Annotated in this window: 23 protein-coding genes; 6 read left to right on the forward strand and 17 right to left on the reverse strand. The window is 59.0% G+C overall.

Annotated features, from left to right (window positions below; all coding sequences use genetic code 11):
* Positions 1-15 precede the first annotated feature (15 nt).
* The 3 genes from IB252_RS01790 to IB252_RS01800 form a co-directional block, all read right to left on the reverse strand.
* Positions 16-1,731, reverse strand: a complete 1,716-nt coding sequence (locus tag IB252_RS01790; protein ID WP_111450970.1) for a proline--tRNA ligase — start codon at positions 1,729-1,731, stop codon at positions 16-18.
* Between the two features lie 144 nt (positions 1,732-1,875).
* The gene (locus IB252_RS01795; protein WP_008153940.1) at positions 1,876-3,441 is read right to left on the reverse strand and encodes an AmpG family muropeptide MFS transporter; all 1,566 of its coding nucleotides are present in this window, start codon (positions 3,439-3,441) and stop codon (positions 1,876-1,878) included.
* A 44-nt stretch (positions 3,442-3,485) separates the two neighbouring features.
* Positions 3,486-3,839, reverse strand: a complete 354-nt coding sequence (locus tag IB252_RS01800) for an MGMT family protein (protein WP_192406467.1) — start codon at positions 3,837-3,839, stop codon at positions 3,486-3,488.
* Positions 3,840-4,004: 165 nt separating this feature from the next.
* Between IB252_RS01800 and IB252_RS01805 the strand changes: the two genes are divergently transcribed.
* A complete protein-coding gene (locus IB252_RS01805; protein ID WP_111450969.1) occupies positions 4,005-5,012 on the forward strand; it encodes a DUF481 domain-containing protein in 1,008 nt (335 codons plus the stop codon).
* A gap of 109 nt (positions 5,013-5,121) precedes the next feature.
* Here the strand turns inward: IB252_RS01805 and IB252_RS01810 are convergent, their stop codons facing one another.
* Complete coding sequence (locus IB252_RS01810; RefSeq protein WP_002554837.1) at positions 5,122-5,331, reverse strand: cold-shock protein; 210 nt, start codon at positions 5,329-5,331, stop codon at positions 5,122-5,124.
* Positions 5,332-5,685: 354 nt separating this feature from the next.
* Between IB252_RS01810 and dcd the strand changes: the two genes are divergently transcribed.
* Positions 5,686-6,252, forward strand: coding sequence for a dCTP deaminase (dcd, locus tag IB252_RS01815; RefSeq protein WP_007904652.1), 567 nt, complete (start codon positions 5,686-5,688; stop codon positions 6,250-6,252).
* Between the two features lie 105 nt (positions 6,253-6,357).
* A complete protein-coding gene (locus IB252_RS01820; RefSeq protein ID WP_008153934.1) occupies positions 6,358-6,567 on the forward strand; it encodes a hypothetical protein in 210 nt (69 codons plus the stop codon).
* 109 nt (positions 6,568-6,676) lie between these two features.
* Here IB252_RS01820 and IB252_RS01825 read toward each other — a convergent pair whose 3' ends face one another.
* From IB252_RS01825 to IB252_RS01865, 9 genes are all read right to left on the reverse strand, one after another.
* Positions 6,677-7,441: an ABC transporter ATP-binding protein gene (locus IB252_RS01825; RefSeq protein ID WP_192406469.1), complete on the reverse strand. Its 765-nt coding sequence runs from the start codon at positions 7,439-7,441 to the stop codon at positions 6,677-6,679.
* 13 nt (positions 7,442-7,454) lie between these two features.
* Positions 7,455-8,573 (reverse strand): succinylglutamate desuccinylase/aspartoacylase family protein, encoded by a 1,119-nt coding sequence (locus IB252_RS01830; RefSeq protein WP_192406471.1) that lies wholly within the window; start codon positions 8,571-8,573, stop codon positions 7,455-7,457.
* Between the two features lie 24 nt (positions 8,574-8,597).
* Positions 8,598-9,308, reverse strand: coding sequence for an ABC transporter permease (locus IB252_RS01835; protein WP_140892483.1), 711 nt, complete (start codon positions 9,306-9,308; stop codon positions 8,598-8,600).
* Positions 9,305-10,033 (reverse strand): ABC transporter permease, encoded by a 729-nt coding sequence (locus IB252_RS01840; RefSeq protein WP_111450966.1) that lies wholly within the window; start codon positions 10,031-10,033, stop codon positions 9,305-9,307. Before IB252_RS01840 ends, IB252_RS01835 begins: the two co-directional genes overlap by 4 nt.
* A 56-nt stretch (positions 10,034-10,089) precedes the next feature.
* Positions 10,090-10,872: a transporter substrate-binding domain-containing protein gene (locus IB252_RS01845; RefSeq protein ID WP_111450965.1), complete on the reverse strand. Its 783-nt coding sequence runs from the start codon at positions 10,870-10,872 to the stop codon at positions 10,090-10,092.
* A gap of 309 nt (positions 10,873-11,181) precedes the next feature.
* Positions 11,182-12,870: an ATP-dependent DNA ligase gene (locus IB252_RS01850; RefSeq protein ID WP_192406473.1), complete on the reverse strand. Its 1,689-nt coding sequence runs from the start codon at positions 12,868-12,870 to the stop codon at positions 11,182-11,184.
* Positions 12,867-13,901 (reverse strand): ligase-associated DNA damage response exonuclease, encoded by a 1,035-nt coding sequence (locus IB252_RS01855; protein WP_192406475.1) that lies wholly within the window; start codon positions 13,899-13,901, stop codon positions 12,867-12,869. Before IB252_RS01855 ends, IB252_RS01850 begins: the two co-directional genes overlap by 4 nt.
* A 197-nt stretch (positions 13,902-14,098) precedes the next feature.
* Entirely contained in the window at positions 14,099-16,549 is a 2,451-nt protein-coding gene (locus IB252_RS01860; protein ID WP_192406477.1) for a penicillin acylase family protein, read from the reverse strand.
* Between the two features lie 216 nt (positions 16,550-16,765).
* The gene (locus tag IB252_RS01865; RefSeq protein WP_192406479.1) at positions 16,766-17,410 is read right to left on the reverse strand and encodes a glutathione S-transferase N-terminal domain-containing protein; all 645 of its coding nucleotides are present in this window, start codon (positions 17,408-17,410) and stop codon (positions 16,766-16,768) included.
* Between the two features lie 146 nt (positions 17,411-17,556).
* On the opposite strand from IB252_RS01865, the gene IB252_RS01870 reads away from it, so the two are divergent.
* A complete protein-coding gene (locus IB252_RS01870; RefSeq protein ID WP_192407556.1) occupies positions 17,557-18,114 on the forward strand; it encodes a cysteine hydrolase family protein in 558 nt (185 codons plus the stop codon).
* A gap of 201 nt (positions 18,115-18,315) precedes the next feature.
* Here the strand turns inward: IB252_RS01870 and IB252_RS01875 are convergent, their stop codons facing one another.
* From IB252_RS01875 to IB252_RS01890, 4 genes are read right to left on the reverse strand one after another with little or no spacing between them, the layout of a single operon-like run.
* Entirely contained in the window at positions 18,316-18,525 is a 210-nt protein-coding gene (locus IB252_RS01875) for an SEC-C metal-binding domain-containing protein (protein WP_007906737.1), read from the reverse strand.
* Positions 18,522-19,016, reverse strand: a complete 495-nt coding sequence (locus tag IB252_RS01880; protein WP_192406481.1) for an LEA type 2 family protein — start codon at positions 19,014-19,016, stop codon at positions 18,522-18,524. The genes IB252_RS01875 and IB252_RS01880 overlap by 4 nt, the downstream gene beginning before the upstream one ends.
* 44 nt (positions 19,017-19,060) lie before the next feature.
* Positions 19,061-19,537 carry a YchJ family protein gene (locus IB252_RS01885; protein ID WP_192406483.1) on the reverse strand — a complete coding sequence of 159 codons (477 nt, stop codon included), beginning with the start codon at positions 19,535-19,537 and terminating at the stop codon, positions 19,061-19,063.
* Positions 19,538-19,541: 4 nt separating this feature from the next.
* A complete protein-coding gene (locus tag IB252_RS01890) occupies positions 19,542-20,039 on the reverse strand; it encodes a DUF6231 family protein (protein ID WP_111450958.1) in 498 nt (165 codons plus the stop codon).
* A gap of 192 nt (positions 20,040-20,231) precedes the next feature.
* On the opposite strand from IB252_RS01890, the gene IB252_RS01895 reads away from it, so the two are divergent.
* Both IB252_RS01895 and IB252_RS01900 read left to right on the forward strand, forming a co-directional pair.
* On the forward strand, positions 20,232-20,927 hold the full coding sequence (locus IB252_RS01895; RefSeq protein ID WP_123365910.1) for an OmpA family protein: 696 nt from the start codon (positions 20,232-20,234) through the stop codon (positions 20,925-20,927).
* A gap of 89 nt (positions 20,928-21,016) precedes the next feature.
* The gene (locus IB252_RS01900; RefSeq protein ID WP_192406485.1) at positions 21,017-21,733 is read left to right on the forward strand and encodes an OmpA family protein; all 717 of its coding nucleotides are present in this window, start codon (positions 21,017-21,019) and stop codon (positions 21,731-21,733) included.
* The last annotated feature ends 141 nt before the right edge of the window (positions 21,734-21,874 follow it).

The following is a 21,874-nucleotide window of genomic DNA, read 5'->3' on the forward strand; positions in this document are numbered from 1 at the left end:
CTTCTCTATCTGGTGTCAGCGGCGGATACGGGACTGAAGGAAGGCCAGCACGTCTGCGACCGGCAGCGCTTGCGCTTCGGGCTCGGTGCGGCTCTTGTATTCAAGATTGCCTTCGGCGAGGCCGCGGTCACTGACCACGATCCGGTGAGGAATGCCGATCAGCTCCATGTCCGCGAACTTGATGCCCGGGCTGGTTTTCTTGTCGCGGTCGTCCAGCAGTACTTCGAAGCCGGCGGCCGTCAATTCTGCATACAGCTTGTCGGTGGCTTCGCGAACCTGTTCGGTTTCGTAGCGCAGCGGTACCAGAGCGATCTGGAACGGGGCCAGCGTGTCGCTCCAGATGATCCCGTTGGCGTCGTTGTTCTGCTCGATGGCTGCAGCCACCACGCGGGAAACGCCGATGCCGTAGCAACCCATTTCCAGGGTGACTGGCTTGCCATTCTCGCCCAGCACTTCGCACTTCATCGCTTTGCTGTACTTGTTGCCCAGCTGGAAGATGTGCCCGACTTCGATGCCGCGCTTGATTTCCAGGGTGCCCTTGCCATCCGGGCTCGGGTCGCCGGCGACCACGTTGCGCAGGTCGGCAACGGTCGGAACCGGCAGATCACGCTCCCAGTTCACGCCGAAGTAGTGTTTGTCGTCGATGTTGGCGCCGATGCCAAAGTCGCTCATCAATTCGACGGAACGGTCGATGATGATTGGCAGCGGCAGGTTCAGCGGGCCCAGGGAGCCGGCGCCGGCACCAATAGCGTCGCGCAGTTCGGCTTCGGAGGCCATGACCAGCGGGCTGGCAACGCCAGGCTGGTTGCCGGCCTTGATTTCGTTCAGCTCGTGGTCGCCACGGATGATCAGGGCAATCAGCTTGCCTTTCTCTTCAGCGTGAACCACCAGGGTCTTGATGGTCTTTTCAATCGGCAGGTTGAAGCCTTCGACCAGTTGCGCGATGGTCTTGGCGTTCGGCGTGTCGACCAGGCGCAGCTCTTCGGCAGGTGCGGCGCGGGAAGTTTCGCGTGGCACGGCTTCGGCTTTCTCGATGTTCGCCGCATAGTCGGAACCGTTGCTGAAGACGATATCGTCTTCGCCGGATTCGGCCAGTACGTGGAACTCGTGGGAGCCTGCACCACCGATCGAGCCGTTGTCGGCTTCAACCGGGCGGAATTTCAGGCCCAGGCGGGTAAACACATTGCAATACGCCTGGTGCATACGGTCGTAGGTGACCTGCAGCGATGGCTGGTCAGCGTGGAAGGAGTAGGCGTCCTTCATGATGAATTCGCGACCGCGCATCAAGCCGAAGCGTGGACGGATTTCGTCACGGAATTTGGTCTGGATCTGGTACAGGTTGATCGGCAGCTGTTTGTAGCTGCTCAACTCGTTGCGCATCAGGTCGGTGATGACTTCTTCGTGAGTCGGGCCGGCGCAGAAATCGCGACCATGGCGATCCTTGAAGCGCAACAATTCAGGGCCGTATTCTTCCCAGCGACCGGATTCCTGCCACAGCTCAGCCGGTTGGGTACTCGGCATCAACACTTCGAGAGAGCCCGCGGCGTTCATTTCTTCACGAACGATGGCTTCGACCTTGCGCATTACTCGCAAGCCCATCGGCAGCCAGGTGTACAGGCCCGAGGCGAGTTTGCGGATCATGCCGGCGCGCAGCATCAGCTGATGGCTGATCACGACCGCGTCGGAAGGCGTTTCTTTCTGTGTGGCGAGCAAAAATTGACTGGTGCGCATGGTTGGCCGTTGTCGGTTGCTGATGACGAGAAATGACTGAGCATTGTACGGGCGAGATCTGCTGGCGTACAGGCGTGCGGTCAGCGGGGTGTGGCGGGAGGGCGGGAATCCCCCCGCCCTCTGCGCTGCTTCCTGCTGAAGAACCTACGATTCTTCCGCGACCTGGGTCGGAACCGGTTCTGGTGTCGGCGTTGGCGTCGGGCCTTCGCGGCGGCTTTCCTGGAACCAGTGCAGTGCGATCAACAGCAGCGTCGGAACGCCCAGCAGGGCAGTGATCAGGAAGAAATTGTGATAACCGAATTTCTCCACCATGACCCCGGAGTAGCCGCCGATCAGGCGTGGCAGCAAAAGCATGATCGAGCTGAGCAGGGCGTATTGGGTCGCCGAGAACTTCAAGTTGGTCAGGCTCGACAGGTAGGCGACAAACGCCGAGGTCGCCAGGCCCGAACTGAAGTTATCCAGGGAAATGGTGAGGATCAGCATGTTCAGGTTGGCGCCCATGTCGGCGAGCATCAGGAACAGCAGGTTGGTGCCGGCTGATGCAATGCCGCCGATGAGCAGAATCGGCAAGATGCCGAAGCGCACAATCAGCAGGCCGCCCATGCCGGCGCCGACCAGGGTCATGATCAGGCCAAAGATCTTGCTGACGCTGGCAATCTGATCCTTGGTGAAGCCCTGGTCGATGTAGAACACGTTAGCCATCACGCCCATGACCGTATCGGACATCCGATAAGTGGCGATCAGCCCAAGCAGCAGGAACGCTTGCCAACGGTAGCGCAGAATAAAGTCGTTGATCGGCGTCAGCACCGGCGCCAGGCCGCGGCGGCCAATGGCCGACAGGCATATAGCGGTGAGGGTGGTGTAGAGGATCGCCCGCAGGAACGCGCGGTCTTCGAGCAGCAGGTCGAGCACGCTCACGCCTTCGAACAGCACGCTGGCGAAATCGGTGTTGTACAACTGAGTGAACATGGCCGGCACGGAAACCAGCAGCACGATCAGCACAAACACCGATGCCAGTTGATGCACAAAGCTGTAGCGCCCGGCCTGAAGCTGCGTGCGTAGCGGCACCGGCGGTTCGCGCATGAAAAAGGAGGTCAGCAGCGCTGGAACCATCAAGGCGCCGAACAGGATGTAGGTGCCGGCCCATGCCGAATGCTTATAGTTGAAACCGGTGGAGCCGAAGCCTTCAGCGAAGAACAGGGCGCCGGCGGTGGCCAGCAGCGCGGCGATCCGATAACCAGACATGTAACTGGCGGCGAGCGCGGCCTGGCGGGTGTCGTCGGCGATTTCCAGGCGATAGGCGTCGACCGCGATGTCTTGCGTCGCCGAGGCGAAAGCAACGACCACGGCAATGGCGATCAGCCAGGACAAATGCTTTTGCGGGTCGCAGAAACCCATCCCGATCAGGCCGAGAATGACCAGTGCCTGGGAGAGCACCAGCCAGGAACGTCGGCGACCGAGCTTGCCGAGCAATGGCAGGCGCCATTGGTCGAGCAGCGGTGACCAGACCCATTTAAAGGCGTAGGCCAGGCCTATCAGGCTTGCATAGCCAATGGTTTCGCGCGCTACGCCAGCTTCGCGCAGCCAGACCGAAAGTGTCGAAAACACCAGCATGTAGGGCAGGCCGGCGGCGAAACCAAGCAGCAGCAGTACAAGCGTCGAGGGGCTGGCATAGGCGGCGAGCGCGGCGCGCCAGGTTTTACGGGGCATGGGCTGGAGTCTGCCTCAAGAAATACGGAAACAAAGCGCGCACTCTAACCGCTGTGCTCTACCGGGCGCCAGCCATGGCGCTGAATATCAACACGATTGTTCAGGATACTGATGCCCTCCATGCGCAAACGCGCGCGTTGTTCATCCCCCGAAGGGCTGCCTGCAGGCAGGCTGATACGCCCGCCGGCGCCGAGCACGCGGTGCCAGGGTAATTTGCTGTCGCCCGGCAGTTGGCTCAGTGTCCGCCCGACGAAGCGGGCGGCGCGACCCAGTCCCGCCAACTCGGCGAGCTGACCGTAACTCACGACTTTGCCCTCTGGGACCTGCGCCAGAGTCAGGTACAGCGCCGTGCGTCGGATTTGCGCCGGACTATCGGTTTCAGTGCTGGAGTCGGTCACGTCGGCAGTTCCTGAAAAAAAGTTCGCATTACCGTCTGTAGAGTAAATCCTGGATCAGCTATTGAGAAATGAACTCAATAGAAATAGTCGGGTCAGTCCTTGCTAGGGTCTTATTCGTATGGGTAATGCCGACTTTTTTTCGCAAACTTGAGCCTGTATTTGCTTATGTTGTCCAGATCCCTGCTGTGCCTTGCTGTCGTCAGTGCCTCCACGCCCTTGCTCGCCGATACCGTCTGGTTGAAGAACGGTGACAAGCTGAGCGGCAAGATCACCGTTTTCGATGGCGGCAAGCTGTTGATCCAGACCGAATACGCCGGTGCCGTCCCGATCGACTGGAAGCAGGTCAAAACCCTGGAAAGCGATCAGCAGTTGCTGGTCAAGCAGGACGCCTACACCGGTGAAAAGGCCAAGGCGCTGCATGCGGCAGAAGACGGCAAGGTCACCCTGGCCAACGGCGACGCTCCCAAGACTGTGGAGCTGGCCAGCATTCAGCAGATTCTCAAGCCAAAGCCTGTCATCGAGGATTTGGTGTGGAAGGGTAATGTCGATGCAGCGCTGGATTATCAGCGGGCCGAAAAAGACACCGACGATTACGATATCGACTTCAAGACCACTGCGCGTCATGGCAGATGGCGACACACCGCAGAAGGCGAGTACAACCGCGAATTTCAGGATGATGTGGTCACTACCGACAACTGGCGGGGCGAATACTCGCTCGACCGCTTCCTGACCGAGAAGTGGTTCTGGCAGGGCCGCGCAGTCTATAAACGCGACAAGGTCGAAGAACTCTCTCGTCAGCGCACCGTCGGTACCGGCCCCGGTTACCAATTCTGGGACGACGAGCTGGGCGCGTTCTCGCTGGGGTCGCTGGTCAACCGCACGGACTATGAGTTCGCTGACGGCAGCAAGGAAAACTTCTATTCCGTGGCAATGAAGTGGGATTACAACCGCTACCTGATCGGCAAGAAGGTGGAATTCTTCACCAATGGCGAAGTGGGCAAGCCGTTGTCGGGCGTAGCGGATTACGCGCTCGATGCTGAAATGGGCTTGCGCTACAAAGTGACCGAATGGGCATCGCTTAACCTGAAGGCCGAACGAGACATCATCAGCGGCACCGATGAGGCTGATCTGGACAAGACTCGGTACACCGCCGGGTTTGGTGTGGCCTGGTAAGACGCAAAAAATCGCAGCCATGGGCTGCGATTTTTTTTGCCTGCAAAACAGACAGGCACAAAAAAGCCCCGCTTTTGAGGGCGGGGCTTTTTACTAAAGCAAGTACAAGTTAGATAACTTGAACTTCTTCAGCTTGCATGCCTTTCTGACCGCGGGTAGCGATGAAAGAAACCTGTTGGCCTTCTTTCAGGCTTTTGAAGCCGTCGGATTGGATAGCTTTGAAGTGAACGAACAGGTCGTCACCGGATTGTGGAGTGATGAAGCCGAAGCCTTTTTCATCGTTGAACCACTTAACGGTACCAGTTTGGCGATTAGACATGGTGTAACTCCTTGAACAAAGATAACTGCGACTCAGGAAGAACCCTGGCCGAGACTGAGTGCAAAGAGCAGGAAAAATTCTTGTAGATGGTTGGATCGAAATTCAACATATCGTGTAGAGATTCTCAGTGACACAAGCAGCACAGTGGCGCCACCTTAACCCTTTTTCAGGAACGTGCCAATGCTTGCGGTGAAGGTTTCTCTGTTTTCATGACTGACGGTCCGCTGGTTTTCCCCCAAGGGCCGGAAATTACGGGGGATCGCCAAGATTTGTGACCCGGACTTTGAACCCGAAGCGCGCGCCCGGTAAGATGCCGGACAGATTTTTTCCACCTCGCTATTCAGGACACCCGCCATGAGCATCAAATCGGACAAGTGGATTCGCCGCATGGCGCAAGAGCACGGCATGATCGAGCCCTTCGTAGAGCGCCAGGTGCGCGGCAGCGACGATAGCCGTGTGATCTCCTACGGCGTGTCGAGCTATGGCTACGATGTGCGTTGCACAAATCATTTCAAGGTGTTCACCAACATCAATTCGGCAATCGTCGACCCGAAAAACTTCGATGCCGGCAGCTTCGTCGATATCCACAGCGACGTGTGCATCATTCCACCGAACTCCTTCGCCCTGGCCAGCACCGTCGAATATTTCCGCATTCCGCGTAATGTATTGACCATTTGCTTGGGTAAAAGCACCTATGCGCGCTGCGGTATTATCGTCAACGTCACGCCGCTTGAGCCTGAGTGGGAGGGTCATGTGACCCTGGAGTTCTCCAACACCACCAATCTGCCGGCGAAAATCTACGCGAACGAAGGCGTGGCACAGATGCTGTTCCTTGAATCCGACGAAGAGTGCGAAGTGTCCTACAAGGACCGTGGCGGCAAATATCAGGGCCAGCGCGGCGTCACCCTGCCACGCACCTGATCCGTTCGTCCGGGAAGTCGTGGGAATTCTTGAGCGGGTAGACACTCTATTGGGTGTACTGCCCGGTTCGCGCAACGCGGACGGGCCATCGCTCAGGAGTGCCCTATGAAGATCGATCCGCGAATAAGTGCCGAACTGGCAAGGCTTGAGCCCAATCAGGTTGGCGTTTTGGCCTGGTCCTTGTTGGCACATCCACCTATCAACATGGCAGGGGGCATCCCTGGTCAGCCTGATCCCGATACCCCCAACGAACAACCTACCGAGCCCGGTGAGCCTACCTTGCCGGATGAGCCGCCTCCCGCGCCTGTAGCCTGATCCCAAAACGCGTGTAGGAGCAAAGCTTGCTCGCGATGAATGCGACGCGGTCCATTAACGACCGAGTTATCGTTCATCGCGAGCAAGCTTTGCTCCTACGGGTGGTGGGTTACTTGAGGTTGCCGCTCAGGAACTGCTTCAGCCGCTCACTCTTCGGATTGCCCAACACGTCTTCCGGTGCACCTTCTTCCTCCACCAATCCCTGGTGCAGGAACAACACCTGATTCGAGACCTTACGGGCGAAGCTCATTTCGTGGGTCACCATGATCATGGTTCGGCCTTCCTCGGCCAGACCCTGAATCACCCTGAGCACCTCACCCACCAGTTCGGGATCGAGGGCCGAGGTGGGTTCGTCGAACAGCATCACTTCTGGCTCCATGGCGAGTGCCCGGGCAATCGCTACGCGTTGCTGTTGACCACCGGAAAGAAACGCCGGGTATTGATCCGCTACGCGCGAGGCCAGGCCGACCTTGTCGAGATAGCGTCGGGCACGGTCTTCGGCTTCCTGCTTGCTGCACCCCAGCACCCGACGCGGGGCCATGGTGATGTTTTCCAGCACCGTCATGTGGCTCCACAGGTTGAAGTGTTGGAACACCATGGCCAGGCGGGTGCGGATCCGTTGCAGTTCATTGGCATCGGCCACGTGCATGCCGTGGCGATCCTTGATCATGCGGATATTCTTGCCGTCCAGGCTCATGGCGCCGTCGTTGGGCTGTTCGAGAAAGTTGATGCAACGCAGGAAGGTACTTTTGCCCGAGCCGCTGGCGCCGATCAGGCTGATGACGTCGCCGGTGTTGGCCTTGAGCGAAACGCCTTTGAGTACTTGATGTTCGCCATAGCTTTTATGCAGGCCTTCAATGGTCAGTTTGTACATGGGGCATGCATCCTCAAGGCGAAAGTAGGTAGCCGCTGCGATAGGCTTCGGTGCCCGCAATGTGGGCGATCACCATGCCGGCAGTGGCCATGCGCCGTAGCGAGCGGGCGTACATCAACCCGGCGACGGTGCAATGAACGGGGGTGACGCGGTCAAGGATCGGGTCGATGATTTCAGCAATCAGTTGCCCGGCTTCGAGGTATTCCCCTGGTAGCGCGATAAACACCAGCAGCCCGCCGACCGGTGTCGCTACCGGTTCAACACCGGCCAGTGGCGTAGCCGGGTAGGGCAGTTCAGGCAGCGACGCGGGTTCGCCGGCAATGGCGCCGAAGTGAGTCAGGTAATTGATCAGCGCCTGGCAATCAAGGCTGGCCAGCGGGTGATTGACGTCACCCTGGCCGCGCAATTCGACGGTGACCGAAAAACTGCCCAGCGGAATATCAAAGTGTTCGCCGAAGCGTTCCTTCAACTGCCACCAGAGCAGGGTGAAGCATTCATCGAACGACTGACCGCCGGAGTCGGTCGCCAGCAGGCTGGCTTCGGCACCGATGTACCGCGCCAGCGGCTCGACCTGCGGCCAGGCCTCGGGCGTGGTGTAAAGGTGGGTGACCGCTTCGAAATCGCAATGCAGGTCCAGCACCATGTCGGCATCGCAGGCCAGTCGTTGCAGAGCCAGGCGCTGGGATTGCAGTTGCGTGCTGGCCGTCTGTTGGGCGAGGGCATTGCGCAGGCTGCTGCGAATCAGTTCGAGGTTGTGCTGCGGATCGTCGCCGAGCAGGCCTTCGATCTCGTTGCCAACGGCTTCGCTCAAGTCGACGAACCAGCGATTGAAGTTCTGCCCGCTTTCGAGGTCGTAACGGCCCAGCGGCACATCCATCAGCACTTGTTCGAGGCCTGCGGGGTTGGCCACCGGCACCAGCACGATTTCGCTGCGCAAACGGCCGGCGGCTTCGAGTTCCGCCAGACGTTGCTTGAGGTGCCAGGCAACCAGCATGCCGGGCATTTCGTCGGCATGCAGGGATGACTGGATGTAAATCTTGCCTTTGGCCGATGAGGGGCCGAAGTGAAAGCTGTGAATCTGTCGCGCGGTCCCCGGCAGCGGGGCCAGCAGGTCATGAATCTGGTGGCGCATGTCTCTTTATCCCTAAAGCGGGTCCTAGTGGGTCGGCCCGAGGAAGGCCAGCCATCGGCGTTCGGCGAGGCGGAACAGGCCGACCAGCGCAAAGGTAACGGTCAGGTAGATCAGCGCGGCGATGCCGAACGACTGGAAGGTCAGGAAGGTCGCCGAGTTGGCGTCCCGCGCGACTTTCAAGATGTCCGGGATGGTCGCGGTGAAGGCCACGGTGGTTGAGTGCAGCATCAAAATCACTTCGTTGCTGTAATAAGGCAACGAACGACGCAGGGCCGAAGGCATGATCACGTAGGCATAAAGCTTCCAGCCTGTCAGACCGTAAGCCTTGGCCGCTTCGACTTCACCATGCGCCATGCTGCGAATCGCCCCGGCGAAAATCTCCGTGGTGTAGGCGCAGGTGTTCAGGGCGAAGGCCAGGATCGTGCAGTTCATCGCATCGCGAAAGAACGCATCCAGCACCGGTTGGGCGCGCACGGCGGCCAGGCTGTAGATGCCGGTGTAGCAAATCAGCAGCTGGATATACAACGGCGTACCGCGGAACAGGTAGGTGTAGAACTGCACCGGCCAGCGGACGTAGAAGTGTGGTGAAACCCGGGCGATGGACAGCGGAATCGACACCAGGAAGCCGATGAAGATCGACGCGCTGAGCAGCCACAGGGTCATGGCCAGGCCGGTGATGTTGTTGCCGTCGCTATAAAGGAAGGGTTTCCAGTATTCCTGCAGGAGTTCGATCATCGTACGGCCTCCCGGGAACCGGCGGCGTAACGACGTTCGAGCCAGCGCAGCACGAAGTTGGAGGCGCTGGTGATCAGCAGGTAAATCAGCGCTGCAAGCACCAGGAAGTAGAACAGTTGATAAGTGCTTTTGCCGGCATCCTGCGCAGCCTTGACCAGGTCGGCGAGGCCGATGATCGAGACCAGTGCGGTGGCCTTGAGCATCACCATCCAGTTGTTACCGATACCCGGCAGGGCAAAACGCATCATCTGCGGGAACACTACGATCCAGAAACGCTGGCCGCGCTTGAGGCCATACGCGGTTGCCGCTTCGACCTGGCCCCGTGGGACCGCGAGAATCGCGCCACGAAAGGTTTCGGTGAAGTACGCGCCATAAATAAAGCCCAGGGTGATGACCCCGGCGCTGAACGGGTTGATCTCGATGTATTCCCATTCCATGAAGTCGGTAAACGACGTCAGCCAGGTTTGCAGGCTGTAGAAGATCAACAGCATCAGCACCAGGTCCGGCACACCGCGAATCAGCGTGGTGTAGACCTGCGCCGGTACGCGCACCAGTTTGACTTTTGACAGTTTTGCACTGGCGCCGAGCAGGCCGAGCAACACGGCTACCAGCAGCGACAACGCCGATAATTTGATGGTCATCCAGGTGCCTTCCATCAGCAACGGACCGAAGCCCTTGAGGCTGAAGGCGGAGAGCCCCAGGTTTTGTAAGAGGTTTTCGAACATAAATCAGCAACCTGATCGGATGAAAAAAGCGCCCATCGCGAGATGGGCGCCGGGCATTATTTGCCGCTGTACAGATTCAGATCGCCAAAGTGTTTCTTCTGAATGGTGGCGTAGGTGCCGTCGTCGTGTAACGCTTTGATACCTTTATCAAGAAGTGCCTTGAGGTCTTTGTTACCTTTCGAGATACCGACAGCTGTTTTGGCTGGCAGCAATTCGTTGTCGACCGGCTTGCTGACTTCGTAATTGGCACCTTGTGGCGACTTCAAAAAGCCCAGTTCGGCCTGCAGCATGTCCTGGATGCCGGCGTCGAGACGACCGGAAGTCAGGTCGGAATACACCTGATCCTGGTTGGCGTAGGCCTGGGTTTTCACGCCCGCCTTGTCCAGAACGGCTTTGGCATAGGCTTCCTGGATGGTGCCTTGTTCGTAGCCGACGGTTTTGCCCTTGAGCGAAGCGACGTCTGCGGTTATGCCAGAACCTTTCTTGGACACGTAAGCGGTTGGGCCGGAGAACAGCTCGCTGGAGAAATCGATGACTTTTTCGCGGGCCGGGGTGACGGTCATCGAAGAGATCACGCCGTCGAATTTATTGGCTTTCAGGCCCGGAATCATGCCGTCGAAATCGCTTTCGACCCATTTGCACTTGACCTTCAGCTCGGCGCAGATCGCGTTGCCCAGATCGATGTCGAAGCCTACCAGGCTACCGTCAGCCGCTTTTGACTCAAACGGCGCGTAGGAAGGATCAACGCCAAAACGCAATTCCTTGTATTCCTTGGCCAGCGCGGAACCGGCTGCCATGCACAACGCCAGTGCAGAAAGGGTCAGCAATGCTTTTTTCATTATTCAATCCCTAAAAACCAATATGAGCGCTTGTGGCGCAGAATTATTGTTACTGGAAAGCGTAAGACCCTATGAAAGTAGCAATTTCCGAACCAGAGTCCCGAACAAGTGTTTTAAAAGGTGATTCAAGAAATGGCAAGGAGGGATTTGTGCACGAAAACGGGCGTTGAAAATTTGATGCACCAATATAGATCGGATCACCACAAAACCCTGTGGGAGCGAGCCTGCTCGCGATGAGGGGTGTCAGTCGAAAAATTGTTACCTGATACACCGCTATCGCGAGCAGGCTCGCTCCCACAGGGAATCGGATTAACCGAGTAAATCCTGCAACGTTCCCAAATTGTCAGCTTCCTCAACCGACTTATCCTGCCGCCAGCGCAGCATCCTCGGAAACCGCACTGCAATCCCGCTCTTGTGTCGCCTGGACAGGGCGATGCCCTCAAATCCCAGTTCAAACACCAGACTCGGGGTGACACTGCTCACTGGCCCGAATTTCTCTACGGTGGTCTTGCGCACGATGATGTCGACCTGGCGCATTTCTTCGTCGGTCAGCCCTGAATAGGCTTTGGCGAACGGTACCAGTGCGCGTTTGCTCGCGTCAGGCGTTCCGTCCCACACGGCGAAGGTGTAATCGCTGTAGAGACTGGCGCGGCGACCATGGCCGCGTTGCGCATAAATCAGCACCGCATCGACGCTGAACGGGTCGACTTTCCATTTCCACCAGACGCCCATGTCCTTGGTCCGCCCGACGCCATAAAGCGCATCCCGGGCCTTGAGCATCATGCCTTCGACACCGAGCTTGCGGGAGGCTTGCCGTTGTCGGGCGAGGTCGAACCAGTCTTCGCCAGTGAGTACCGGTGAGGCGAGTAACACCGGGTTGTTGCCGCTGGCGACGACATGCTCCAGTTGAGTGCGACGCTCGGACTGAGGCTGGTTGCGCCAGTCTTCACCCTGCCATTCCAGCAGGTCGTAGGCGAGGATCACCACCGGCACTTCTTCGAGGATTTTTTTGTCCAGGGTTTTACGACCGATCCGCTGTTGCAGCAGCGCGAATGGCTTTACTGCAGGTGCAGCCGGGGAATGAGGGTTGAAGGCGTCCTCGGTGGTGGGTTGTCCGGTTTTCCAGGCGACGATTTCACCGTCGATCACCGTACCGTCGGGCAAGCAGTGAACCAGGCTATCGAGTTCGGGGAAGCGCTCGGTGACCAGTTCTTCACCTCGCGACCAGATCCACAGTCGCCCGTCGCGTTTGACCACCTGGGCGCGAATGCCATCCCACTTCCATTCCACTTGCCAATGGCTGGCCGGGCCGAGCAGGGCTTCGAATTGTTCAACGGGTTGAGATAACGCGTGAGCGAGGAAAAACGGGTAGGGCTGACCGCCACGTTGGGCATGTTCGTCAGCCGATTCGGCGGCGATCAACTTCAAATAACCGCACGCGTTCGGGCGGTTGGACAGGTCGGTGTAACCCACCAGACGCTGGGCGACGCGTTTGCTGTCGAGCCCGGCCATGGCCGCCAGGGCGCGGGTCACCAGCAACTTGGAAACGCCAACACGGAAACTGCCGGTGATCAGTTTGATGCAGAGCATCAGGCTCTGGCGGTCCAGTTGCGACCACAGGGCAGGCAGTCGCTCGGCGAGGACTTGCGGGGTTTCACCGCGCAGCGGCAGCAGTTTGCGTTCAATCCAGACCGCTAATCCATCGTTGGAACTGTGAAGCGCTTCGGGCAGCACCAGCGAAATGGTTTCCGCCAAATCGCCGACCGCCTGATAACTCTCTTCGAACAGCCACGGCGCGAGGCTGGAGATCTCAACCGCCAACTCTCGCAGGATGCGCACGGGCACCAGTTGCCGAGGTCGCCCGCCGGACAAAAAATAAACAGCCCATGCGGCATCTTCCGGCGCTGCCTCGGCGAAGTAGTGTTGCATCGCCACCAGTTTGGCGTTGCTCGACGTCGTGGCATCGAGTTCGGCATACAAATCGGCGAACGCCTTCATGGCAGCACCTCGGCGCTCTTGGGTTCGACGGCTGCGTTTTCTTCCTCATCGTCGCCGTATTCGGTGCTGAAACTCATGGCATCGAGACCCTGTTCGCGCAGATGGCGCACCAGTACCCCGACCGAGCCGTGGGTCACTATCACCCGCTCAGCACCGGTCTGTTCGATGGCCCAGAGCAGGCCCGGCCAGTCGGCGTGGTCAGACAGTACAAAGCCACGATCCACGCCACGTCGCCGCCGTGTGCCACGCAAACGCATCCAGCCGCTGGCGAAACCATCGCTGTATTCGCCGAAGCGCCGCATCCAGGTGCTGCCGCCAGCCGAAGGCGGGGCGAGGACCAGCGCCTTGCGCATCATGGGGTCGCTTTTTTGTACTTCGCCGGCATAGATCGTGGGCGGTAAATAAATACCACCTGCGCGGTAAACCTGATTGAGCGGTTCCACGGCGCCATGCACCAGAATGGGGCCGAGGCTGGCGTCAATGCCGTGGAGAATTCGCTGCGCCTTGCCGAAGGCGTAGCAGAACAACACGCTGGTTTTGTCGGTGGCGGCGTTGGCTTGCCACCACTGATTGATCTCGGCAAAGACATGCGCCTGGGGTTGCCAGCGATAAATAGGCAGACCGAAGGTCGATTCAGTGATGAAGGTATCGCAGCGCACGGGTTCGAACGGCGCACAGGTGCCGTCGGGTTCGATTTTGTAGTCGCCCGAGGCGACCCAGACTTCGCCGCGATATTCCAGGCGCACCTGTGCTGAGCCGAGGACATGCCCGGCGGGGTGAAAACTCAGGGTGACGCCATTGTGGGTCAGGGGTTGACCGTAGGGCAGGGTTTGCAGGTTGATGTCTTGACCCAGTCGCGCACGCAAAATCCCTTCGCCGGGAGCGGCCGCCAGATAATGCCGGTTGCCGATGCGGGCATGGTCGCCGTGAGCGTGGGTGATGACTGAGCGTTCGACCGGCAGCCACGGGTCGATGTAGAAATCCCCGGCCGGGCAGTACAAACCTTCAGGACGCGCGATAACAAGATCCATGTTGTTACCAAAATCGAGGGACTTGTTTGCTATGAGGTTTGCGCGAGACGAGAAGTTCTATTTATTTTTCGGGGGATTAAAGATCGTTCCCACGCTCTGCGTGGTAACGCCTCAAGGGACGCTCGGCGTCCAGTGACGCGGAGCGTCACGGGCTGCATTCCCACGCAGAGCGTGGGAACGATCAGGTGGCGGCGGGGTTACTTGCCAGGTGTCAGAGTCAACTTCTTGTTGCCATACACCTTGTCAAAGTTCTGCGGCTGCATCGGCAAACTCATGTATTGCCCCTTCAGCCACGGATCAATGCTGTCGAGGTAGTTCGGACTCGCCGGATTACCGGATTGCCCCGTACCGTTTTGCCCCATCAGCGGTTCCGCCTGGCCGAAGTCGACGATAAAGCGCATGGCTGGCGCCAGGGTGGTGTTGAAATCCTGACCCCAGGCGAATGCTGCGGTATTCAGCGTGGTGTGGTCGCCACCGGCCGCCAGTGGACCGCGCACCGTCTGGCCGCTGGCGTTTTTCCACTCGTAGCGGTGCAGTTTGCCCCATTGCCAGGCTTTGTGATCGCCACCCAACTGGCTGTCGCCCGCGCTGATCGCTGCCGCCAGACTGCGGGCGAGGATCGCCGGTTTATCTTCTTTCTGCGGCGTGCGAGCGTCATCCCAGAACGGACTGTCCTCACGCCCCAACAGATGATCAGTCTGGGCCGCATAGGACAACTTGCCGTTGGCGATAAAGGCTTTCCACGCCGGGCTGCTTTCCGGGCCCAGTTCGTCGAGGAAGATTTGCTGGGTGCTTTGCTGCAGGAACAACTCGTAAATAGCGGCATCGGCGGAGGTCGGGCTGAGTTTGCCGTCGAAGGCCATCAGGCGGGTATACGCCTCGCGAGCCTTGCCACGATCCGCCTCAGGCAACGCTTCAATGGCCTGCTTGAGTGGCTTGGCCATGCCCGGTGCTTCGAACATCTTCTTCAGCTTGGCTGCGAAAGTGGTGGTCTGGTCGTATTGCATGGCGATCAGGCTGCGCGTGTCGTGTTTGCCCACGCCTGCCAGTTCGGCCAGGCGTTCACCACGCTCCGGTGCCGACCAGGAATTGGACAACTGCATGCCGTAGCCATGCGCAATGACTCGCTGGTTGGCGGTGCCGAGCCAGCCTTGGGCTGGATCCTGGTCATAGGGGTGGAGCATCGGGTCGGCATAACCATCCCAATCGTAACGACCTTCCCAGCCCGGCGACGGCAGCAGGCCTTCGCCTTCGCGACGGTTCGGGAAGCGACCGGTGACTTGCCAGCCGATGTTGCTGGCGTCGGCAAATACCAGGTTCAGCGCGATGGCGCGGATTTCGCGGCTGGCGTCCGAGGCTTTCTCGACGGTCTGGGCGCGGGACAGGTCGAAAAACGCGTCCAGGCTCTTGTCATCGGTGAAGTTCGGCGTCTGCAAGGCCAGGCCGAAACCATTAGCCAGCGTCGTGCCTTGGGCACTGTTGAGCAGCGGGCCATGGCGGGTTTCGTACACCACTTCGCGAATAGGCCGCTGGCCTTTGACGAAGTAAGTTTCGTTGCGCACGATCGCCGGCTGCCATTTGCCACCCACCTCGTAGGAAAGACCATTGCCCTGGCGTTTGATTTTTTCCAGGAACAGGTCCTGGTTGTCGCCCATGACGGCGGTCATGCTCCAGGCCACTTTGCCGTTGAAACCGCCGAGTACCATCGGCAAACCGGCAATCGTCACACCAGAAGCCTGGTACTTCGGCGTGCGAATCTGCACGTAGCTGAACAACGATGGCACGCCCTGTGGGCCATGGCTGTCGCTGGCCAACAGGCTTTTGCCGCTGCGGCTGCGTTGCGGGCCGATCGCCCAGTTGTTCGACGAGGTGGCGCCCAGCAGATTTAGGTCGGACAGTTGGCTCGTGGCTTTGCTGATCTCGGCCAGGCCCGGGACTTGCCCGTTGAGCTTGATGCCCTGAAGTTTTTCAGCTTCGGCCAGCGGCAGTTTTTCATCGGGAGCGGATGGGGTCAGCCACGGGAGTTTGTCGGTGCTGACGGTCTGGGCCAGCATCAGCGAGGCAATCTCTTCCGGCAGGTTGGCCGATTGGCTGAAGTTCAGCAGGCAGAAAATCAGCGCCGAGTCTTCCGGCTTCCAGTATTCAGGTTTGTAGCCGGTGGCCGCGAGGTCTGCCGGCAGTTTGTCGCGATAGCGGAACAGGTAGGCGTTGACGCCGCGGGCATAGACTTCGAAGAAGCGTTTGAGGCGCGGCGAAGATGCCTTGTACAGCTCGTCGGCGCTTTTCTTCAGATTGACGGCGCGCATATATCGGTCAGCGTCGAGCAGGTCCGAACCGGACATCTCTGACAAACGGCCCTGAGCCAACAGGCGCAGGGTGACCATTTGCGTGATGCGGTCGGTGGCGTGGACGTAACCCAGGGTGAACAGCGCGTCGTGGAAGGTGTTGCTTTCGATCAACGGCATGCCCATGGCATTGCGGCGTACCGAAACGTTCTGCGCCAAGCCCTTGAGCGGCTGCACGCCGGTGGTCGGCGGGAGGGTGTCCTGGGTGTTCCAGGTCTGACAACCGGTCAGGCTCAAAACACCGGCCACTGCTGCGGCAACGCCGAACCGGGGAAGAAAATGTGTAAGGGCTGGCGAGGCCATGGCAAAGCTCCTGCGGGGGGGTAGCGTCATTAAAGGCGCTACGTTAGTGAGCAGGAGGTGCCCGCGCAAGCGGCGGCGGGGTTATTTCTTCGGTGATCGTTCCCACGCTCTGCGTGGGAATGCAGCCCGTGACGCTCCGCGTCACATCTAGAGCCGAACGCAGAGCGTCCGTTGAGGCATTCCCACGCAGAGCGTGGGAACGATCTTCAATGAAGGTCAGGGTTTTGGCGGGTTGATTTTGGCCACCAGCGCATACGCCTTCACCGTCGCCGGACGGCTCTGGATGTGGTTGTACCAGCGCAGCACGTTGGGGAAGTCTTCCAGGTTCTGACTCTGCCACTTGTGGGAAACGATCCACGGGTAGATCGCCATGTCGGCAATGCTGTATTCGCTGCCGGCGACGAAGTCTTTATCGGCCAGCTGCTTGTCGAGTACCCCGTAGAGGCGGGCGGTTTCGTCGATGTAGCGCTTGATTGCGTAGGGGATTTTCTCCGGCGCGAATTGGCTGAAGTGATGATTCTGCCCAGCCATCGGCCCCAGGCCGCCCATCTGCCAGAACAACCATTGCAACGCTTGTTGGCGACCGCGCAGGTCTTTGGGCAAAAACTTGCCGGTTTTCTCTGCCAGGTACAACAAAATCGCCCCGGACTCGAACAGTGCCAACGGCTCACCGCCATCGGCCGGTTCGGGATCGACGATGGCCGGAATTTTGTTGTTCGGGGAGATTTTCAGGAAATCGGGTTTGAACTGGTCGTTCTGGCTGATGTTGATCGGGTGCACGTTGTAGGGCAGGCCGGCTTCTTCCAGGAATATCGAGATTTTGTGGCCGTTGGGGGTGGTCCAGTAATACAGGTCGATCATGGAGTACTCCAAATCAAAAGATGTCGTTACTTGCGGACAGCAAACGCCGGCATCAGGTCGTCCTGTTTGCGTTCGATAGCTTGCCTGTAGGAACAGGTGATGCTGAAGTGCGGGAAATTCAATGACCCCGCATGAGAAAAACCGGCATGGAGCTCAAAACAAACGCGGCGCTGATCATCATCGATCAACAAAAAGGCATCCTGCATCCCAAACTCGGTCGCCGAAATAATCTTCAGGCCGAGCAGCGAATCCTCGATTTGCTAGGGCATTGGCGTCGAACCGGGCGACCGGTGATTCATGTGCAGCACTTGTCCCGGTCGCCGGAATCGGTGTTCTGGCCGGAGCAGTCGGGGGTGGAATTTCAGGAACGGTTTCAGCCACAGACCGGTGAGCAGCTTGTTCAAAAGCAGGTGCCGGATGCGTTTTGTGCAACGGGGCTTGAGAAAAGTTTGCGAGCGGCGGGGATCGATCAGTTGGTCATTGTCGGCGTAGCGACCAACAACTCAGTGGAATCCACGGCGCGAACGGCCGGGAATCTGGGGTTTGAAACGTGGGTCGTGGAGGATGCGTGTTTTACCTTCGACAAGGCTGACTACTTTGGTAAAGCCCATACAGCCGAGGAAGTGCATGCGATGTCGTTGGGGAATTTGCACGGAGAATATGCGACGGTCGTGAGCACCACACAGATTTTGCAGCCTGGCTGAAATCCCTGTAGGAGCGAGCCTGCTCGCGAAAGCGGTGTAACTGACACATTGATGGTGGATGTGCCGCAGTCATCGCGAGCAGGCTCGCTCCCACATTGGAATTCGGGTGTTCACATAGTTTGTGTTCAATGCAAAACCCTGTGGGAGCGGGCTTGCTCGCAAAGGCGATTCAACAGGCGAAGAAGTTCTTCGCCCGAAGCATCAAGCGCCGTGGCACTTCTTGAATTTCTTGCCGTTGCCGCAGGGGCAAGGGTCATTGCGGCCGACGTCTTTCAGGGCGTTGCGCACCGGTTCCTGGTGGGCGTGGCCGCAGTTCGGGCCGTGGACATGGCCATGGTCGTGATCATGGTGGTCGTGATGGTCATGATCGTGGTTGCAGTCAGGGCCATGGACATGGGGTTGCTGGGTCATCGGTTTTGCTCCGGAATTAAATCGGCGGGGATTATCACGCCATTGCGCGCCAGGTGCACGTAGTGCGCGATGAATAAACCGGTTTCCAGTTCACCTTCCAGACGATAGGGAATGGGCTGGTCGGGTTTTTTCAGCAGTTTCACCAGATCCCGCACCTTGGGCCACAGGTTGGTGCGGATCGGCACTTTAAAGTAGGTACTGTGTTTGGGGCCGACCGTAAACCAATGTTCGTGCTCGCCTTCGGTCAGCAACATGTCGCCCAAGTGAATGCGGTACTCGATGCCTCGCACCGTCAGGTCACTGTCGTTGGGGTTGTCGACGCGAAAGTGCAGCAAGAATTTTTGCTGCATCAATTTGGCCTGGACCACTTCGACCTTGACCAGATGCACCTGCGGTTCCGGTTCATCATCGCTGAACCAGGACACACAACCGCCAAGCCCCAGAAAAAGGAACAAGGTGAGCATCTGTAAGACGCGCCGCTGACTGAGCATGGAGTGACTCCCTTTGATGCCCAGTCTAGTCTCTTGCGATTACCTCAACTGCTGAAATAACCCGCACAACACTTCTTGAACTTTTGTCCGCTGGCGCAAGGGCACGCATCATTGCGCCCGGCCTTGAGTTGTACGGTGGGGTCGATGAAGTACCAGTGGCCGGCGTTCTGCACGAACGACGAGCGTTCGCGGTGGCTGTGTTCACCGCTGCCGTCGTGCCAGCGCGCGGTAAATGTCACGAAGGCATGTTCCGGCTGACCGCCCAAGACCTCGGAGCTTTCTAGTTCAAGGCCCAGCCAGGTGCTTTGGGCGCTCCAGTCGCGGATGGACTGCCGATCCAGGCCTGCCTGTTGTGCGGGCAGGGTGGTCGCCACCAGATAATCGATCAGCCCCAGTACGTAGGCGCTATAGCGCGAACGCATCAAGGCTTCGGCACACGGCGCCGGATGGCCGGCATGGTAATGGCCGCAGCAGGCATCAAGCGGGATGCCGCTACCGCAGGGGCAAATGGATGTACTCATCGCGTTACCACCAATATTTCCCGAAGTTTTCCGGATTGGCCCAGAACCGTGAGTTGAGCCAGTCGGGGACTTGTTTGTAGTCAAGCAGATCATAGGTGAACAGGGTCAGCACTTGATCGTCGCGCTGGAAGCGTTCGCTGGCTTGCAGGGCCAGGGAGAAAAAATCGGTTTCCTGCCAGCCGCTGGCCGGCAAGTCCGCCAGCACCGCGATGCGACTGGCGTTGAGGTTACGGATCCCGCCCAGCAGGTTCAGGCCCTCGCGTTTGGGCAAGTGTTCGAGGCAATCGACCACCAGCGCCAGGTCAAACCGGCGCGCCGCCAGTTCGGCCGGCAACACCCCGGGTGCCGCATGGGCCACACATGTTTCCGGGTGCGCCAGCTTGAAGGCCTCGAGCGCGGGGAACTCGCTGGCGCCAATCAGCAACAGGCGCGCGGGGGCGTAACGATCAAGCAAAGCGGCCAACGCCTGCTGGGGCGTGCGCGAAGAAATACCTGCAATCATCGAAGATCCTCAATCAGAGCTGCCAAGACTAGCCTGCTCAAAGGGCCGGGCCTAGAGGTGGTTTGTCGCAAAAGCGTCGATCTACCGTGAACACAGGATAAAACTGCAATGGCCTATTGCTGGCGGAGATTAAAACTCGGGTCTTTACTACCTGAAATCGGTTTTAAGCCGATCCCCTCAGGAGAAAACTAGATGAGCATAGTTCGCACAGCATTACCCTTGGTTCTGCTAACCAGTGTGTTGACTGGTTGCGCAGGTTTGCAGAAAACCGACTGGCCGACCTGTGCGGCGGTCGGTGGCGTCGTGGGTGCCGGTCTCGGCGCGACCGAGAGCTCGGCATGGGCGGGGTATGGCGCGCTGCTTGTCGGCGGCACGGCTGCGGCCTATTGCTGGGTTCACGGTGATGGCGACGAAGACGGCGATGGCGTGCCGGATAGCCGCGACAAGTGCCCGGGAACACCTCGAGGCGTGCGGGTCGATGCCGACGGTTGCCCTCCACCGGTGCCTGCGCCAGTGGTCGAAGAAAAGGCTGTGGTTAAAGAAGAAGTCATCGTCATTCGCGATGTTCACTTCCAGTTTGACAAGGCCACCCTGACCCCTTCCGATAAAGAGGTACTCAACACAATCGCCACTCGCCTGAAGCAGGAATCGAGCACCACCCAGTTGACCGTAACCGGCCACACCGACAGCGTGGGCAGCGATACCTATAACCAGAAACTGTCGGATCGTCGTGCGCACTCGGTGGTTGAATACCTGATTTCCCAGGGCGTACCCCGCAGCGAATTCGTGTCTGTGACCGGTGCCGGGGAAAGCCAGCCGGTTGCCGATAACAAAACCGCTGACGGCCGCGCGTTGAACCGTCGCACGGAAATCAAAATCAACCGCTAACCTCTCGTACTCCGCGGCTTGTGCAGTCGCGGATGCGCGTCTTTACTCCTGTGTGACCGGCATTGGCCGGTAACACAGGAGCTTTCACCATGAGTGTTCTCACACGGACCGTCTTGCCGGTTGTGCTGCTGGGCAGCCTGTTGACCGGTTGCGCTACTCACAGCGATGGCACCGCCCCCCTCAATCAACGAACCTGGCCAATCTGCAGCGTTATCGGCGGCCTGGTCGGTGGCGGTCTGGGCGCTCTCCAAAATGGCGGTTGGGCGGCCGGTGGCGCGGCGCTTGGTATCTTGACCGGTGGCTTGATCTGTTATGCCCAGGATGGCGACGAAGACGATGATGGAGTCTTCGATCGACGTGATCGCTGCCCTGATACGCCCGCCAATACTCCCGTCGAACATCATGGTTGCCCATTGCCGCAGTACCCGGCCAGCGTGAAACCTGAACCTGCGCAATCGGAGGTCATCACCCTGAACGACGCGGGCGATGTGCTGTTTGCCTTCAATCAATCCGAACTGACCCCGGCCGCGCAGAGCAAGCTGGATTCGCTGATGCCCAAACTGCAAAGCGCCGATGTGGTGAGCGTCAAGGTGGTCGGTCATACCGACAACGTCGGCTCGGACAGCTATAACCAGGCACTCTCGGAACGCCGCGCCAGTAGCGTGGCGGCCTACCTGTTGAGCCAGGGCCTGGCGCCGAACAAGCTCACCAGCGAGGGCAAGGGCCAAAGTCAGCCGGTGGCCGATAACGAAACGGAAGAAGGACGGGCGAAAAACCGTCGGGTGGAGTTGCACATCAATCGCTGAGCCCCGTGATAGAGCCGTCGGGCCACAATTGAAGTCGGTCCGGCGGCCATTCGGCGGCCTTCATGAAGAATTTTCCGTTGCCCTCTGGCTTAACCCGCGTGTAAGCCGGTACTGTGCGCGCAAAGAATAATTCTCAGCGGG

Origin of the sequence: Pseudomonas sp. PDM10 (assembly GCF_014852295.1) — a bacterium.
In the GTDB taxonomy this organism is placed as follows: domain Bacteria; phylum Pseudomonadota; class Gammaproteobacteria; order Pseudomonadales; family Pseudomonadaceae; genus Aquipseudomonas.

Coding starts and splice junctions, on each gene's coding strand:
- IB252_RS01790 (WP_111450970.1), bottom strand. CDS start 1,731: ATGCGCACCAGTCAATTTTTGCTCGCCACACAGAAAGAAACGCCTTCC.
- IB252_RS01795 (WP_008153940.1), bottom strand. CDS start 3,441: ATGCCCCGTAAAACCTGGCGCGCCGCGCTCGCCGCCTATGCCAGCCCC.
- IB252_RS01805 (WP_111450969.1), top strand. CDS start 4,005: ATGTTGTCCAGATCCCTGCTGTGCCTTGCTGTCGTCAGTGCCTCCACG.
- IB252_RS01810 (WP_002554837.1), bottom strand. CDS start 5,331: ATGTCTAATCGCCAAACTGGTACCGTTAAGTGGTTCAACGATGAAAAA.
- dcd (WP_007904652.1), top strand. CDS start 5,686: ATGAGCATCAAATCGGACAAGTGGATTCGCCGCATGGCGCAAGAGCAC.
- IB252_RS01820 (WP_008153934.1), top strand. CDS start 6,358: ATGAAGATCGATCCGCGAATAAGTGCCGAACTGGCAAGGCTTGAGCCC.
- IB252_RS01825 (WP_192406469.1), bottom strand. CDS start 7,441: ATGTACAAACTGACCATTGAAGGCCTGCATAAAAGCTATGGCGAACAT.
- IB252_RS01830 (WP_192406471.1), bottom strand. CDS start 8,573: ATGCGCCACCAGATTCATGACCTGCTGGCCCCGCTGCCGGGGACCGCG.
- IB252_RS01835 (WP_140892483.1), bottom strand. CDS start 9,308: ATGATCGAACTCCTGCAGGAATACTGGAAACCCTTCCTTTATAGCGAC.
- IB252_RS01840 (WP_111450966.1), bottom strand. CDS start 10,033: ATGTTCGAAAACCTCTTACAAAACCTGGGGCTCTCCGCCTTCAGCCTC.
- IB252_RS01845 (WP_111450965.1), bottom strand. CDS start 10,872: ATGAAAAAAGCATTGCTGACCCTTTCTGCACTGGCGTTGTGCATGGCA.
- IB252_RS01850 (WP_192406473.1), bottom strand. CDS start 12,870: ATGAAGGCGTTCGCCGATTTGTATGCCGAACTCGATGCCACGACGTCG.
- IB252_RS01855 (WP_192406475.1), bottom strand. CDS start 13,901: ATGGATCTTGTTATCGCGCGTCCTGAAGGTTTGTACTGCCCGGCCGGG.
- IB252_RS01860 (WP_192406477.1), bottom strand. CDS start 16,549: ATGGCCTCGCCAGCCCTTACACATTTTCTTCCCCGGTTCGGCGTTGCC.
- IB252_RS01865 (WP_192406479.1), bottom strand. CDS start 17,410: ATGATCGACCTGTATTACTGGACCACCCCCAACGGCCACAAAATCTCG.
- IB252_RS01870 (WP_192407556.1), top strand. CDS start 17,557: ATGGAGCTCAAAACAAACGCGGCGCTGATCATCATCGATCAACAAAAA.
- IB252_RS01875 (WP_007906737.1), bottom strand. CDS start 18,525: ATGACCCAGCAACCCCATGTCCATGGCCCTGACTGCAACCACGATCAT.
- IB252_RS01880 (WP_192406481.1), bottom strand. CDS start 19,016: ATGCTCAGTCAGCGGCGCGTCTTACAGATGCTCACCTTGTTCCTTTTT.
- IB252_RS01885 (WP_192406483.1), bottom strand. CDS start 19,537: ATGAGTACATCCATTTGCCCCTGCGGTAGCGGCATCCCGCTTGATGCC.
- IB252_RS01890 (WP_111450958.1), bottom strand. CDS start 20,039: ATGATTGCAGGTATTTCTTCGCGCACGCCCCAGCAGGCGTTGGCCGCT.
- IB252_RS01895 (WP_123365910.1), top strand. CDS start 20,232: ATGAGCATAGTTCGCACAGCATTACCCTTGGTTCTGCTAACCAGTGTG.
- IB252_RS01900 (WP_192406485.1), top strand. CDS start 21,017: ATGAGTGTTCTCACACGGACCGTCTTGCCGGTTGTGCTGCTGGGCAGC.